This is a genomic window from Roseibium sp. ROS1, from assembly GCF_054658215.1.
The window spans coordinates 354,684-369,780 of the sequence record NZ_BAAGIG010000005.1 but is presented as its reverse complement, the minus strand read 5'-3'; the positions used below and the strand labels follow the sequence as shown (position 1 = coordinate 369,780).

The following is a 15,097-nucleotide window of genomic DNA, read 5'->3' as shown; positions in this document are numbered from 1 at the left end:
CTCAGTCCTGGCCTCCCGTTGTTCGAACAAAAAGTCGGCCTTCTCCGTAACGGTTGCTCAGTTCGGCAACCGGAACTTCCAGGTAGTTGTTTGCCCGCACATACTCGAGCATCGGCGCTTCAAGGTCGGGGTCGTAGCCAATGAGGATGGCTGCCGGAGGCTGTTTGCCGAACAGATCTCCCAGACCGTCGGCGCCGACCATCCGATAGAAAGCGGCAAGTTCGGCGTCCGTGTAAGGCGCGATCCGGTACGCGAACTGACCGGAGGCAAATTCCGGATAGATGTCGAGACCGGCTTCCATGGGGTAAAGCGGCATGAAGGTTGCCACAGGGCCTTCAGGCACATTGTGCGAGGCCAGCGCCTGCTGCAATTCCTGGCCGCCGCGAACCAGGCGCGAGGAGGTAAAGTCATCAGGTTTGGCAAGGCTTGCGAGCCCGGGCATGAGCCGCGGAAGCGTGATGACGAGCATGACAAACATGCTGGCACAAAGAACCGGCACCACTTGCTGGCGGTCCCGTGTTCCGATCTGCCGGTAAAGCAACGCACCAAGGATCGGAAGGCAGACCAGCGGCTGAATGTAATACTGCGGAAAACCGGGTGTCGGAACGAAGCTTAGAACGGCAGCAAGTGCCGTGACTGCGAGGACGACAACAATCTGTCCGAGACATTTGCCGTCCTGCCGTTCACCTTTGTGCCCTGCCCGGAGCGACATCCAGAACAGGTAAACCAGCACTGTTGCAAGGATCAGCGAACCACCTGCCAGCCAGGCTCCGAACGCGAGTTGCAACTTGCCGCCAAGCCCCATCGCCAGGCCGGGTTCGCTGGCGGCGTTCGCCGTCCAGTAGGCGATGTGCGGGCCGGTATGAAATGACAGAACATGCGCAAGAAAGAGCTGCGGATCGTCCAGCAGATACCAGAAGACGGGCAAGGCTCCGACCAGCCCGCCGGCGGCGAGCGGAAGAACAGTTCCGGTCAGGCGTGTGCGCAAGGAAATACGTGCCGGAAGCAGGAAGGCGGCAAGCGCGACCGGGGGAATGAAGACCACCGCACTGACCTTGCTGCCTGCCGCAAGCGAAAGGCATATTCCGGCAACGAAGATCAGGCTGGATCGCGGCCGCTGTTCCATGGTCTCGACCACGAAAAGGCCTAGCCCCAGCACCGCAAACGGCAGCGGCAGCAGATTGTTGGTCGCGGCCATACCGGCCTGGCCGAGCAACGGATCCGCGGCGAGAATGGCCACGGCCGAGAACAGTGCCAGCAGCCAGGATCGCGAAATGCGCAGTGTGGTCCAGACAATCGCAAGGATCAGCAGCACCCAAAGAAGAAAGACACCTGTCCTTGCCGAGCCCAGCAAACCCTGATCGCCGAAGACGATATGCATGGAGTGGAAGAACCAGGCGACATTCGGCACATGATTGAAGAAGACGTCCTGGTATAGCTGCCAGTCCGGCATAAATTGCGCGGGGGGAACGAACATCATCTCGTCCCGCCGCAAACCGAAGGTCATCAGCCTGCCGTAAAGAGCGCCAAGCAGCAGCGCGACACCCGCAACCGACGCCACACTGACTGCAAGGCGCAGCCATTTCTGACGGTGTCCGGCATTTGAAGCCTGACCCGCCGCGGCGGCCAACTGGTTGGACTGCAGGACACTCATTGCTGTGCGTCCTTTCTGCCCGCCCGCACGCCGAGGGCGCGGGCAACAAGAATATAGGACAGGGCCACGACAGGCGGCAGCGACAGGAGCTGGGCACCGAGCGCAGGTATCCCGGCGCCGGTCAGGACCGCAAGCAACAGCGCGTTGAATGCATAGGCCGCCACATAGGCGAGCCCGTAGAGCGGAAGCCTGCCAAAGCCGCTGACACCGAAAACAAACCGGGCATGGATGGAATAGTTCCAGATGACCCCGAGACCGAACTGCGCCACGAGAGCGACCTGCGGGTGCACACCTGCCAGGACGAGGATTGCGAAGACCCCGTACCCGAACGCCGTATTGATTATGCCGGCGCCAAGAAAACGCACCACCCGGGAAGTCATCAGGTCGGAGAATGCCGTGCGGGCCGTTGTGACGGACTGCGTCATGGGAGGGCTACCTCCGAGACCTGGCAGACCAGTTCGGCTTCGGCCGGAGAACCCAGGCTACGCGAGCCGGAAGCATATCGGACGGCTTCGATGCCCATGAGCTGCATCAGCCTGGCATTCACCCGGTGAATATCGTTCCTGCTGCAAACGAGTGCCCGCGCAGCCGCGCCCATCTTTGCAGCCTGCGCCGGTGTTTCGATGAAGCTTTTCATCGCTGCGGCGAGAGCCTGAACATCACCGCGCGGGACGACGAAGCCGGAAACACCGTGTTCTATGGTCTCTCCGCACCCCGGCGCATCGGTGGTGATGACAGCGCGCCCGCAGGACATGGCCTCGAGAATGGAACGAGGAATGCCTTCCCGCAGCGACGTCGGAAGAACCAGCACGCTGCTCGCCTGAAGGAAGGGGACGACATCGTTTGTCGCGCCGCGATATCGCAGCAATCCTGCGCTTTGCCAGGCGTCGAGCTGCTCTGGTTCGATCGCATCGGGATTACTGTCGGTCGGGCCCAGGATGTCGAGCTCGAATTCGAGCCCCTGCGCCTTGAGGAGCTTCGCGGCTTCGGCAAGAAGAGCAAGCCCCTTGGACCGAAGCAGCCGCCCCACGAACAGGAAGCGGACGGGGCCCCGCGGAACAGGTGTTGCCGAAAAGCGTGCCGTGTCTACGCCTGAACCGGGAATGTCGTGAAGAGGCACCTGGTCCGGTATCAGCCGATAGTTCCGGATATCCCGGCGGTCCGCGCTGTTGTAGCAGAAAGCCGCGGTAAGCTTGCGCAGTGCGATCCGGTGCAGCAATACGGAGGCGCTGCGGACATAACGCCTGCGTCCGGTTGGATTTTCTTCCATGAAGGCATATCCAAGCCCGGTGAACAGCGCGTAGCGGGACCGGATGCCGACCAGCTGTGCTGCAAGGCAGGCATAGACGATCGGCTTCATTGTATATGCGAGGACGAGTTCCGGCTTTTCCTCGCGAAGTGCACGAATGAGAGCCCAGAGGCTGACAAGATCGCTGAAGGGGTTCGTCCCCGTGCGTTTCATGGGAATTTCGCGATGAGCGATCCCGTTCTCGTCCAGAATTCTGGCGGTCTCTGCATCGATCTCGGCGGCGAAAGCGGTCACCTCATAGCCGTTTGCCTGGAAGCGCCTCATCAGATCCAGCCGGAAATTGACCAGCGAATACCCCAGGCTACCGACGATCACAGCCCGCCGGCGGCGCCCGGAAGACCCGGTCCCCGACTTGGAAGACACACTGACCGCGTAGTCCATATGGTTGGCAGAAGCGCTCATTAGCCAGTACTCAGCACTTCAGGTGCACCAACCGGCCGAAGAACGGCATGGGGCGGAATTGGCAACTTCACGGTCATTTCCTTCGCACCTGACCATGCAGCGCTTGCACCCACTTTGGCCGGCTCCACCGCGCACGATGTTTTTGTGCCGTAGCCAGGCACCAGGTCCCGAAGCAACTGGTTGACCAAGGGCCCGTTCTGACACCGTGCGGCAAGCTCCAGCTTCAGGATCATTGCCCGCAGCCGCGCAATCGGAACGCCTTCCGGACGTGCGGCGCTGACACCGGGAATTCCGCAATCGGCGCGGGCTTCCGATTTGTCGAAAAGCTCTTCGAACAGCTTCTCGCCGGGACGCATGCCGATGAAATTGATCTTGATATCCTGGTGAGGTGTGAGACCGGCAAGACGGATCATGCGTTCTGCAAGATCGACGATCTTGACCGGCTTGCCCATGTCCAGGACGAAGATCTCACCCTGGCTGGTGTCGAACTTCAGGCCGCTCGCCGCAGATACCAGTGTCAACTGGACAGCTTCGCGGATCGTCATGAAGTACCGTTCCATCTTGGGATCGGTGATCGTGATCGGTCCGCCGTTTGAGATCTGGCGCTGGAACAGCGGTATCAACGACCCTGAGGACCCCAGGACATTGCCAAATCGAACAGAGAAGAACCTGGTGCGTTCTTCCGTCTCGTTGGTGATACGGTCTTGCGCCTGGACGTAGAATTCCGCGACGCGTTTGGTTGCCCCCATGACATTGGTCGTGTTGACGGCCTTGTCGGTCGAGATCTGTACCATTGCGAGAGCACCGATTTCGCGGGCCGCATCGGCAACGTTTCTCGATCCGACAACATTCGTCAGAACGCCTTCGCACGGGTTGAGCTCGACGATCGGCACATGCTTGAGGGCTGCCGCATTGAACACCAGCTCCGGACGGTGTTGCCGGAAGATCGAGTTGACGCGGTCCGCATCGACGATGGAAGCCACGTACATCCGCCGCGGCACATCGGGAAAATGCTGCGACAGATCCATATCGATCGAGTAGGCGTTGAATTCGCAGTTGTCGATGATCACGATCTCTGCCGGATGGAAGGACGCGATCTGCCGTGTAAGTTCGCTGCCGATCGATCCGCCGGCCCCTGTCACCAGGACCCGCCGCCCCTTGAAGACTTCGAACAGCAACGAGCGTTCCACTGCCTTTTGCGGCCGATCCAGAATGTCATCCGGATCCACGGTTCTCATGTTCTGCCCTTCGCCCAGATCTGCGGAACCAAGATCCTCCAGCCCGTGCAGCCTTGAAACGGTCACCCCATGTCCACTGGCCCAGACAGTCAGTTTCTGGATGCCATCGCTGTCGAAATGGGTCGTCGGTTCGGTCAGGAGCAGCCGCTGTGGCAGTATGTTCCACTGCGAAAGCCGTTCGATCACGTTTTCAGGATCCCTCAGCGTTCCGATGATCTGGACGTCGTGGAAGTAGAGCCCCTGCGTGTTGCGGGCATCATCGATAATTCCGACCGGAAGGTAGCGGGAGCCGGTATTGCGCAAGGAGCGCAGGAAGAGATCGCAACTTGCGCCGGTCCCCACCAGAAGTACCGGAATCCTCGAATCCACCTCTTTCTCCTTGAGGTGGCGGCTTTGACGGGTCAGCTCCCGGCCCCTGGCGATAACCCGCAACGCACCGAGCGCAGGCACGGCGAGGTAAAACTGAACGATCACGACAGGAATGGGAACGGAGGCTGTCACAAGGTTGAAACGTGACAGGATTGCAAGCGAAACGCTTGTGAGCAGGGCTCCCTTGAGCAGAACAACGATGTCTCTCAACGAAGTTGATCGCGTGTCCCTGCGGTAGAACCCCGCCAATGGGAAAATCACGAGACCGCAGACACATGCCAGCGCTGCAAATGGCAGTATCGCCGGCAATAACTGCTTTTGAGCCGATCCGGTCACCGTCAGGAGCACTGCAAGCGCTGCAGACAGTGTGATTGAAACGACGTCACCCAGGACAAGTCTGCGATTAGCTTTCAGCTCGGTCAATAATTGTTGGCACCACCGATTAATTTTCGGCCGACTTTCCAAGACAGAGTGACCCGATGCTTTTATCCCAATCTTCGACGTCGTCTCAGAAGAATAAAAATCCGCCATAAGCAAACGCTCCGCTAAACACTTGAGGCACAAAAATAGCTGTGCCTCGCCGTCCGTTATTTTTTTAACGGACTGATTATTCTTTGTTTTTTGTTGCTGCGACGGTGGCGTATTTACAAAATGGAAAATAAATAAAACGATTCCCACTTCGTGAATGTAGTTTCGACAAATATTTTCAGTTTTTCCGAAGATTAGTCCCTTAAAAGGACATAGATCATCTAAAATAATGATCAGTTCTCAAAAATAAAATCTTCAGAGCATGAAAAAATGCCATACGTCACAGCATTTCATGTTAAATTTAGTCTTGCAATTTCAACCCAAGGTGTAACACATAACGCAAGGTTAATAAATAGTTTTTTTCCACAAATTTCTTGGACGGATTGATCAGATGGCCTTTTTAGCGTTTCCAAACCCCCAAAAAATACGGAAAAAACAATTAAAATCAGCCAGTTCAGGATGCTGCATTCTGACAGTGCAAAAAACGTCATCGCCACTATCGCGGAGCCTGATTTATGATGAATTTGGTCCCTTCCTGTTGCCGTTCGAACCGCATTCGGACGACTCGTTTTCCCTCCGGTTAGACCTGCTGCCGGGGTGGCTGGAGCGGAGCGAGGGCGGCGGACAGACACTGTCCATGGAATTCTGTCAGGGAATTTCGAGGCACCTCTGTAAAGGCGCTGTTCAATTCTTAGCCGGCTTCGGAGCAGGTAGCCCCTCCCTGCCCTTCCGTTGCTGAATTGGCGGCTCCGGAAAGGAATTCCCAGGGCGCATTCGGGTTGTTGTCCAAGCGCTTAAACAATGATGTGACTTCCACTTGTAAAATTTGGCTAGTGTGTCAATATTGCAAGGTAGATGCTTATCTTAGGTTCGTAGTTTTCTTTCTATTTTGGTTTTATTGGCCTTCAGAATCTTCTCTGTTTTTTAATTTCAGGAGCCAAGGATTCCGATGAACAGGTTTATTGAAATTTTATTGTGCCTCTGTGCGCTGGTTTTTGCATTTCCGTTTTTCGTGTTCGCGGCATTGCTCACACTGCTTACCTTGGGGCGGCCGGTTTTTTTCACGCAAACGCGTGCGGGAAAAGGCGGCACGGTGTTTATCCTCGCCAAGCTGCGCACCATGAGCGATGCGCGCGATGCCGGCGGGAACCTGCTGCCCGACGAAAGTCGCGTTTCCACGTCCGGAATTTGGCTGAGACGCATGCGGCTCGATGAGTTTCCGCAGCTGCTGTCAATCCTTCGCGGTGAGATGGCTCTGGTCGGACCACGCCCCTTGAAGCCTGAGACAGTGATGGAATTCGGGGCAGACGGGGTCCGGCGCGGGGCCGTGCGGCCGGGGCTGACCGGATGGGCCCAGGTGAGCGGTAACACGTCCTTGAGCAACGAGGAGAAATTGCGACTGGACCTATGGTACATCGCGCATCGCTCCGCAGCGCTCGATCTTCAGATTATCTTTGAAACCATCGGGGTTGCACTTTTCGGTGAGCACAAGAACGCGAGCCGGCTCGATGCCGCAAGCTCCTGGAAAGGTCTCGATAACGGGGCCGACAACAAACAGGTTTCCGCATGAAGACCGTCTTTGTGGGTGCGGTCGAAGGGTCTCTTGAAGCTCTTGCCGCAATTTGCGCCGCCGGTCACGCTCCCGCCCTCGTGGTGACACTGCCGCCGCAGCTGTCCGGCCGGCACTCGGATTTTGCCGATCTCGCGCCGACGGCCGAAAAGTACGGCGTGCCGGTACACCACACCGCACGATCCGACAGCGAGGAGACGCTCAAGGTCCTTCGGGAAGTTGACCCTGACCTGATACTTGTTATCGGCTGGTCGCAGATCTGCGGGCCAGACTTTCGCGCGATACCACGGCTCGGCTGTATCGGGTTCCATCCCTCTGCCCTGCCGCGCCTGCGCGGCCGAGGTGTCATTCCCTGGACGATCCTCGTGGGTGAAACGGAGGCTGGCGCAACCCTGTTCTGGCTTGGTGAGGGCGTGGACGATGGCCCGATCGCTGCTCAGATGCGGTACGACATAGACCCGGAAACGATTACCGCTCGTGAACTCTATGACCGCGTCAGGAATGCAGTGTCGCAGATGCTGCCGCCCTTGTTGACCCGGATCCAGTCCGGCGAGGTGCCGTCCGAACCGCAGCCTGAAAGCGGCGTAAGCATATGTGCGCGGCGGCGGCCGGAAGATGGGCTTATCGACTGGTCCCGCTCCGCGGCGGAGATCGATCGGCTAATCCGTGCCGTCGGTCCCCCCTATCCCGGAGCTTTTACGGAAACCTCTGACGGGGTCATGCTGACCGTGACCCGCGCCAGGCATTGCCCCCACAAGGGCCGTTACATCGGTCTTCCTGGCCAGGTCCAGGCGGTTGACGGTTCGGTATTTACCGTCGCATGTGGCGACGGCCAATGTCTTGAAATTCTCGAATGGACCGGCCCTGACCGGTGCCCAGGTCTTCACTCCAAATTCAGCAGTCGTGCAAAATCATGAATTCTCCAATTTTCACCGGCGACGGCCCGGCACTTGTAATCGCGCCCCATCCCGATGACGAAGTCCTGGGTGCAGGAGGCACAATTGCCCGTCTTGCGGATCAAGGCAGAGCGGTGCATGTCGCCATTGTCACACGCGGACGTCCGCCCAGGTTTTCAGCCGAGCAGATCCACAAGGTTCGCGAAGAAGCCGCAGCCGCGCACGCCCATCTGGGCATTTCGCAAACCCACTGGCTCGATTTTCCTGCCGCTGAATTGGCGGAGTATCCTCATGCCGATCTGAACGGCGGGCTGGGTGCGCTCGTTCGGGATCTCGACCCGACGCTGGTCCTGGCACCACATCCGGGCGACATCCATCTCGACCATCAGCTCTGCTTTCTGTCCACCCTGGTCGCCAGCCGGCCCCATCAGGCCCGGCACCCCTCGGTCATTGCGGCTTACGAAACCCTTTCGGAAACCAACTGGAATGCGCCGTACCTCACGCCGGCATTCGTTCCCAATGTGTTCGTGGACATTTCAGCAACGCTCGACCGCAAGCTCGAGGCTTTCCAGCTGTTCGCAAGTCAGGTTCGCGAGGCACCCCACGAAAGGTCGGTGGAGTCTCTGCGGGCGCTGGCCACCTTGCGCGGGGCGACCGTTCACCGTTCTGCCGCCGAGGGTTTCGTCCTTGTGCGTTATGTGGTCTGAGGAGAGAGGATATGGGCGGTTGGCCAGTCTACACTGACGAAGAGATCGATGCCGTTACCGGCGTCCTGCGGTCCGGCAAGGTGAATGCCTGGACCGGCCCGGACGTCTTTGCCTTCGAAACGGAATATTGCGACTACACCGGTGCTGCTCACGCAATCGCAATGGCCAATGGTTCTGTAACACTGGACACCGCGCTGCGAATTCTCGACATTCAGCCGGGCGACGAAGTCATCGTGACCCCACGCAGCTTCGTTGCATCTGCCAGCTGTGTGCTCCTGGCCGGCGGCATTCCGGTGTTCGCCGACATTGATCCGGACAGCCAGAACATCACGCCGGAGACGATTGCCCCTCTCATCACCTCGCGCACGGTCGGCATCCTGCCAGTGCATCTGGCAGGCTGGCCCTGCGACATGGACGGCATCCTGGCTCTTGCCCGCGCCCACAATATCTGGGTGATCGAAGATTGCGCCCAGGCACATGGCGCGATGATCGGTGAACGGCATGTGGGTACACTGGGTGATTTCGGCTCCTATTCATTCTGTCAGGACAAGATAATCTCGACAGGGGGCGAAGGGGGGATGCTTCTCACCGACAATCCCGACCTTTGGTCTCGCGCCTGGAGTTTCAAGGATCATGGCAAGGGCTATGCGACGGTGTTTGAAAAAGACCATCAGCCCGGCTTTCGATGGCTGCATGATTCAGGCCCGGGCACCAACCTTCGCATGGCGGGACCTTCCGCCGCTATCGGGCGCATACAATTGTCGCGGCTTTCGGAAACCCGCGCCCACCGGACGCGCAATGCCTTGACGCTTGCCGAAATCCTCAGCGGATCGAATGCGTTACGGGTTCCCGTTCCGCCTCAGTCCCTCACCCATGCCTATTATCGCTTTTACGCCTTCGTACGCCCGGAAGCCATGGCCGACAGCTGGTCGCGCGACCGGATCCTTGCCGAAATTGCCGAAGCGGGTCTGCCCGCGTTTTCCGGAAGCTGTTCGGAGATCTACAAAGAGGCAATGTTTCGCGACCGCGGGCTGGGGCCCGACAAACCGCTTCCCGTTGCCAGGCAGCTGGGCGAGACAAGTCTCGCCTTCCTCGTGGATACCACGTGGGAACAGGAGCGGATCATCGAGCTGGCCGAAAAAGTCGCTTCGATCGCTGATCGATCGCTTGCGGTGTCGCACAAGTCACCTGCAAAGGCCCCCGCCTGAAAGCAGCCGCCAGCGTCATGCCGATCAACCCAGATTGGCCATAAGGCCATCAATGCCTCGGGTTCACACGCGGTCCAGCGTTGATTGGCGTGTGCCACGTTATCAGGCGTTCTGAACCCTTCTGTTTCGGTAGATTTTCTGACCGAAGAAGATTTGGTACGGCAGTCTCTCGAGTATCAGATAGGAGAAGTGCGAGAAGATTGTTGTGAGAATAAATACGACCGTGCCAAAAATTAGAAGGGACACAAATATATTGTCGCCAAACAGGCCGAGAGATGAGAAAATTTGCCGTGTAGCAAAGTATATATACGGATGAACCAGGTAGAAGCTGTAGCTTATTGTTCCGAAGAAGAACATGATCCTGTTGTTCAGTAATTTCCCGGTCAGGCTGTCTCTCGAAGCCGCAAAAAAGAAGTAGGTCGCGGTGGCCAGGACCAGGAGCGCCGGGGCGGGTATGATGGTCGGATAGGCCTCATAGAACTCGTAGGTCCGAAACTTGAAGTCCCACGTGGAAGCCAGATAGACCCAGACGAAAAACGAAATGGCCTCAAGCGTTTTCGTGTACTTCAAGCCGTTGGTGATTTCGCTCCTGTACATCCAGTAGATGGCGGCCCCGGACAGAAAAAACAGCGCCTTCGGATAGTAGTAGGTAAACAGTACCGGTATCGCCAGGGAAGCGATCTTCCAGACGATGTTCATTTTTCTTGTCAGGAAAAAATACGTCATGCAGGCCAACGTATAAAACATCACTTCATAGGTCAGGCTCCAGGCGTTCGGGGCAACCTGCTTTGTTGTTGTGAACAAATCCAGGAATGTCAGGGAAAACAGGACTGACTCAAGGTTGTTCAGTTCCGGGTACCTGTTTGTCGCGCCATTCAGGACGGCAAAAAACAATGTCGACACGAGAAAGAGCGGATAGAGCCTCAGAAGGCGCCTGAGGGCAAACTCTGACGGAGAATACCTCATCACGCTCGGCAGGATGACAAACCCGCTGATTACGAAAAACAACATGACGCCGGATGTGCCGAAGTTGTGAAACGGCACAATCCCTTCAACATATCCCTGCCTGTCATTGTAGATGTGTTCGGCTGTTCCACCGAGAATATGAGCGACCAGCACCATGATCGACGCAACGCCGCGCAGACCGTGTACGGAATAGTTGAATTGCGAACTTTGCGGCGAAGTGGAATTCATAGCGGACCATATTCAATTTTCGAAAACAAAGGTGATTAACGTCCATTGTCAGCCCTGGTTGGTCTGAAACGACGTGGCTGCTCGACATTCAAAAAGTACAATCAGAAGTCTTGTATCGAGCCTGCTCGGCATGTCTGGTCGCAGGTATCTCTTCGTTATCAACGACCGTGCGACTGCTAACGTTATTTTCAATTTCAAATTAGTATTTCAAAAATATTATCGAAAACAATAGCGTTGTCAATTTCGATTTGCCTGATGGTAGATCTCATCAAAGGCAGTTCAGTCTCCTCTTCAAAATTGCTTGAGGAGACGTCTCTTTCAATTTTGTTGACTTTAGAGCATGTTGCGCTGATTCGGTTCGTATGGGGCACTTTTGAGCAAGCCGGTACATTGCGCCGCTATTTTCCGATCAATCACGGTGTTCTTTACTATACGGGTTATGTTGTCCCTCCACCTCTCGTGGTTCATCGCGTTGACCGGTCGCGGACAGCGGGTTCGAGCCGGTGGCAAAGTGATAGGGGGGGAAGGATGCAGGCGCGGTATTAGGTCCCGCCGCTCCCTTGCCGCTTGCAAAGTGCAGGCGATTGCCTGACCCCCAGCATACTGCTTCACGCTCACTTGGGCGATGAACAAGCGAACGGCTTCTCTCTTTATTTGAACAATGAAGAGCCTGGCCTTGCAGGTCTCAACGCCAAGGAAACGCCAGCCACCGTTTGAGGTGACAAGTCAGCGGAAGTGTTTGCAATTTGAACAGTTTCGGCTGGTTGATAGTTTTTTAATACTGTCAGTTGTTTTTTAATACTAAATCTGTCATCCTTCGCTGGCGCACGATAGTCCTCCTACTTTGACTGGCGAAACAATCGCGGAGTGGGGAGCCAAAAGAGTGATCTTCACAGGGAAAAAGATCTGCTTGAGGTAGAGCCAAGGTCGGGAAAAACACCTGCGAGCAGTGCCAAGGTCGACGGTTTGTTGCCTGGCAGATTACTTTTTGTCTGCGGAAAGAATGCCTCTGCAAAGGCGATGTTGGAAATGTCTGGATTGATATTACTGCTAACGAAAAGGCCGCCGGGTGCAGTCAGCATTTCGCTTGGAATGGACGAACACCGGGAGTGATATGGAATGAAACTGTTCTTCAGCCGAAATCCCAATCCTCGACTGGCGGTCGCGGTGGCTCGCTATCTCGACGCAAATATCGAGTTCGAATTTGCCTCGCCCCTCGCCCCTGGTGAGGCCGAGAGGTTTCTACCGCTAAATCCCAATCTGTTGTTACCCATACTCTCAGACTCGGGAAAAAGCCTTTGGGAGACCGATGCAATTGCCTGCCGGCTTTCGCGCCTCGGACGTTCGAATTTCTGGCGCACCGGCGACGACGAACCGGAGATGATCCGTTGGCTGAGCTGGAGCAAGGAGAACTTCGAGAAAGCTTGCGATATTGTTCATTTCGAACGGGGGACCAAACAGCGCTACCGGCTTGGTTCGATTGACCCGAAGAAAATCGAGGAAGGTCTACGCCTCTTCCGCAGGTCCGCGGAAATTCTCGAAGTCGAACTTTCTCAACGCGAGTGGCTCGTCGGAAATTCGGTTTCCTATGCCGACTTCCGAATGGCGGCGTATCTGCCCTTCAATGACGTCGCAGGACTGCCGATCGAAGACTATTCTTGCATCGCTCGTTGGTATCACCAGCTCGAAGAGATCGATGCCTGGCGTGACCCCTTCAACGGCCTGGATGCGCCCCCATTGCCGTCAATCGATGTGGCAGTGCATGCGGACGCCTGAAAATGAACCTCTTCCGCGATACCAACGACCGTGCCGCCGTTGCGCTTCTTGAAAGACAGGAGCAGCTCAGTTTCGCAATTCCGGGCTCGGCGTCTCGCGGGGAGCACCTGGAACCACCAATCGAAAGGAGACAACCGTGAAAATCGTTACCAGCCTAAGCTTCCGGGGCCAGTGTCGTGAGGCTTTTGAGTATTATGCGAAGGTACTCAACGGGAAGATTACAGCCGCCATGCCTTATGCCGACGCACCTCCAGGCATGCCCATCACCGATGAGGCGTACAAGACCTGGCTGATGCACTGCTGGTTGGAAGTTGGTGACCAGGCGCTGATGGGTGCCGATATGGACACCGGATGGGCGCCTGGCATCGATAAACCCAAAAACGGCTTCGATGTCACACTGCATACCGAAGACAAGGCAGAAGCGGAACGTTGGTTCGGTCAACTGTCCGAAGGCGGCAAGACGGTGATGCCGTTTGCAGAAACCTTCTGGTCACCAGGTTTCGGCTCTCTGGTCGACCGCTTCGGCATTCCATGGATGATCAACGTCATTCCATCGGCTGACTGGCGCCCGCAGCAGGGTTGAACTGGAACGCCCTCCGTCGAAGTGACGTGCCGTTTGGACCAGGTCTTTTGGCTTCCAAACTTGCTGCGGCACATTTTGGTGTCGCTTTTGCCCGAGAAGCCGCATTATGAGGCCGAATTTGATGGGTGACCATCTCAGGTCCAGGCACTTTCAGGCTGCATCTGTTCAACTTGAAAAGATCGTGCAGGATTTCTATATCGGCGCGTTGAGGACGACCTCATATGTGGAAATAACAAAGCGGGACGACCCGCTACCATTGTTGAGGTTTCAATGCGGTCCCCACTCGATCGTCTTCGACAAGCACTAAGCTTCGAAATTATCGCACTCGTCCTGGCCGTTCCGCTCGCAACGGTCGCCTTTGGCGTGCCAATGCATGATGTTGGCGTCGTCGGCGTTGTCAGCGCAACCATCGCGACGCTCTGGAACGTCGTCTATAATTTCGTTTTCGACGTGACCTACAAGCGCCTCACGGGCGAGACCCTGAAGACGCTCATTGTGCGCATCATCCATTCGATTTTCTTCGAGATTGGTCTGCTGATCGTTCTGATGCCATTCATTGCCTGGTATCTGGGTGTGTCCCTTTGGCAGGCTTTGGTAATGGATCTGTTTTTCGTAGCGTTCTACCTGGTCTACGCTTTTGCCTTTAACTGGGTTTACGACAAACTCTTCCCGTTGCCCGAGTGGAGAAATCGGCCCGTTACTAGGTAGTGGCAATCGAGAAAAAACGTCTGGATAGACTTGGACGTCCGCAACGGTTCCAGAGCTGTGGCCGCACATTCTAACGTTCCATGGCGCCCTTGCCGGCAATGATCTTGTGGCGGAACTTCTCGATTCGAGCGACACGTGTTGCGGACTGTTTGGCCTGGTTAAGATTGAACATGTAGCTTCTTTGCCGACCCGGCGTGAGCGCATAAAATGCATCGGCCAGCTCCCGGTCCGTTTGCAGGGCCTCAGCCAATTCATCCGGCATGTCAATTTCCGTTCGTACCTTTGGTGGCTTCGTGCCTTTTTCCGCATGCTCCATAAGCTGCCGAAGGTACGCGCGGATCACTGGTTCCATCTCTTCAACCAGGGCCACATCGGCAAAGCGGATTATGCTCGGCGTACGAGCGTTCGGTCCCTGTGGTTCAAGCACATTTTCCGTGTCATTCAGGAGACCGGCGTTCATGAAACTCAGACGAAAATCGCTGCGAAACGCCCCAAAAATCGCTATGTTTCGACCAGCGTGCATATAGGTGGGATGCCCCCACTTGACGGTTTCTTCCAGTTCCATGTCAAGGCAGATACGGCGCAGATGCCTCAGACCGTCGATCCAGGGACGGGTTGAACAGTCAGGCGTTTCAAAGCGTTCACAACGACCACAGCCCTTGGTAAAAAAATCTTCCGGATCCGTGATCATCGGCATCGGTTGCCAGCCCTCTTGCTTGCATTCTTCATTTTGGGTTTGCGGCCAGCGTTAGCCCATGACCTGTTGATATGGTGGGAACTCTCCACGGGAATATATCAAAGGTTGTGGCGATGAAAGGACCATATGGCTTTTCATGGAAGGTTGCCACCGCTTGCCTGGTGTCAGGGAGCCGTAATTCCACCGACATACCACCCGTGGAAACTCCACCGTGAGTGGGGCTTCATTTGGGCGGATTTCAGCACGGAGAGCGACCAC

At 56.4% G+C, this 15,097-nt stretch carries 13 protein-coding genes; 7 read left to right on the top strand and 6 right to left on the bottom strand.

The annotated features are described in order from the left end of the window. Position 1: 1 nt before the first annotated feature. Genes ACYQ6M_RS27850 through ACYQ6M_RS27835 form a run of 4 tightly spaced genes read right to left on the bottom strand, consistent with a single transcriptional unit; the run spans position 2 to position 5,395 of the window. Positions 2 to 1,654, bottom strand: coding sequence for an ArnT family glycosyltransferase (locus ACYQ6M_RS27850; RefSeq protein WP_460076922.1), 1,653 nt, complete (start codon positions 1,652 to 1,654; stop codon positions 2 to 4). Continuing rightward, a complete protein-coding gene (locus tag ACYQ6M_RS27845; protein ID WP_168687789.1) occupies positions 1,651 to 2,079 on the bottom strand; it encodes a GtrA family protein in 429 nt (142 codons plus the stop codon). The genes ACYQ6M_RS27850 and ACYQ6M_RS27845 overlap by 4 nt, the downstream gene beginning before the upstream one ends. After that, a complete protein-coding gene (locus tag ACYQ6M_RS27840; RefSeq protein WP_460076919.1) occupies positions 2,076 to 3,365 on the bottom strand; it encodes a glycosyltransferase family 4 protein in 1,290 nt (429 codons plus the stop codon). The genes ACYQ6M_RS27845 and ACYQ6M_RS27840 overlap by 4 nt, the downstream gene beginning before the upstream one ends. Next, positions 3,365 to 5,395 carry a polysaccharide biosynthesis protein gene (locus ACYQ6M_RS27835; RefSeq protein WP_460076918.1) on the bottom strand — a complete coding sequence of 677 codons (2,031 nt, stop codon included), beginning with the start codon at positions 5,393 to 5,395 and terminating at the stop codon, positions 3,365 to 3,367. The genes ACYQ6M_RS27840 and ACYQ6M_RS27835 overlap by 1 nt, the downstream gene beginning before the upstream one ends. Positions 5,396 to 6,449: 1,054 nt before the next feature. Between ACYQ6M_RS27835 and ACYQ6M_RS27830 the strand changes: the two genes are divergently transcribed. The 4 genes from ACYQ6M_RS27830 to ACYQ6M_RS27815 are packed head-to-tail and all read left to right on the top strand — an operon-like array spanning position 6,450 to position 9,881. After that, positions 6,450 to 7,070, top strand: coding sequence for a sugar transferase (locus ACYQ6M_RS27830; RefSeq protein ID WP_460076915.1), 621 nt, complete (start codon positions 6,450 to 6,452; stop codon positions 7,068 to 7,070). Next, positions 7,067 to 7,987, top strand: coding sequence for a methionyl-tRNA formyltransferase (locus tag ACYQ6M_RS27825; RefSeq protein WP_460076913.1), 921 nt, complete (start codon positions 7,067 to 7,069; stop codon positions 7,985 to 7,987). The genes ACYQ6M_RS27830 and ACYQ6M_RS27825 overlap by 4 nt, the downstream gene beginning before the upstream one ends. Beyond that, positions 7,984 to 8,673: a PIG-L deacetylase family protein gene (locus tag ACYQ6M_RS27820; protein WP_447239580.1), complete on the top strand. Its 690-nt coding sequence runs from the start codon at positions 7,984 to 7,986 to the stop codon at positions 8,671 to 8,673. The genes ACYQ6M_RS27825 and ACYQ6M_RS27820 overlap by 4 nt, the downstream gene beginning before the upstream one ends. Positions 8,674 to 8,684: 11 nt before the next feature. Beyond that, complete coding sequence (locus tag ACYQ6M_RS27815) at positions 8,685 to 9,881, top strand: DegT/DnrJ/EryC1/StrS family aminotransferase (protein WP_460076911.1); 1,197 nt, start codon at positions 8,685 to 8,687, stop codon at positions 9,879 to 9,881. Between the two features lie 102 nt (positions 9,882 to 9,983). On the opposite strand, the gene ACYQ6M_RS27810 is transcribed toward ACYQ6M_RS27815, so the two are convergent. Next, positions 9,984 to 11,075, bottom strand: a complete 1,092-nt coding sequence (locus tag ACYQ6M_RS27810) for an acyltransferase family protein (protein ID WP_460076908.1) — start codon at positions 11,073 to 11,075, stop codon at positions 9,984 to 9,986. Between the two features lie 1,119 nt (positions 11,076 to 12,194). Here ACYQ6M_RS27810 and ACYQ6M_RS27805 point away from each other — a divergent pair. The 3 genes from ACYQ6M_RS27805 (at position 12,195) to ACYQ6M_RS27795 (ending at position 14,142) form a co-directional block, all read left to right on the top strand. Continuing rightward, the gene (locus tag ACYQ6M_RS27805; RefSeq protein WP_460076906.1) at positions 12,195 to 12,851 is read left to right on the top strand and encodes a glutathione S-transferase family protein; all 657 of its coding nucleotides are present in this window, start codon (positions 12,195 to 12,197) and stop codon (positions 12,849 to 12,851) included. A 136-nt stretch (positions 12,852 to 12,987) separates the two neighbouring features. Next, a complete protein-coding gene (locus ACYQ6M_RS27800; protein ID WP_031268836.1) occupies positions 12,988 to 13,434 on the top strand; it encodes a VOC family protein in 447 nt (148 codons plus the stop codon). Positions 13,435 to 13,704: 270 nt separating this feature from the next. After that, positions 13,705 to 14,142 (top strand): PACE efflux transporter, encoded by a 438-nt coding sequence (locus tag ACYQ6M_RS27795; RefSeq protein WP_460076903.1) that lies wholly within the window; start codon positions 13,705 to 13,707, stop codon positions 14,140 to 14,142. Between the two features lie 70 nt (positions 14,143 to 14,212). Here ACYQ6M_RS27795 and ACYQ6M_RS27790 read toward each other — a convergent pair whose 3' ends face one another. Further along, positions 14,213 to 14,833 carry a YdeI/OmpD-associated family protein gene (locus ACYQ6M_RS27790; protein WP_168687825.1) on the bottom strand — a complete coding sequence of 207 codons (621 nt, stop codon included), beginning with the start codon at positions 14,831 to 14,833 and terminating at the stop codon, positions 14,213 to 14,215. Positions 14,834 to 15,097: the final 264 nt, after the last annotated feature.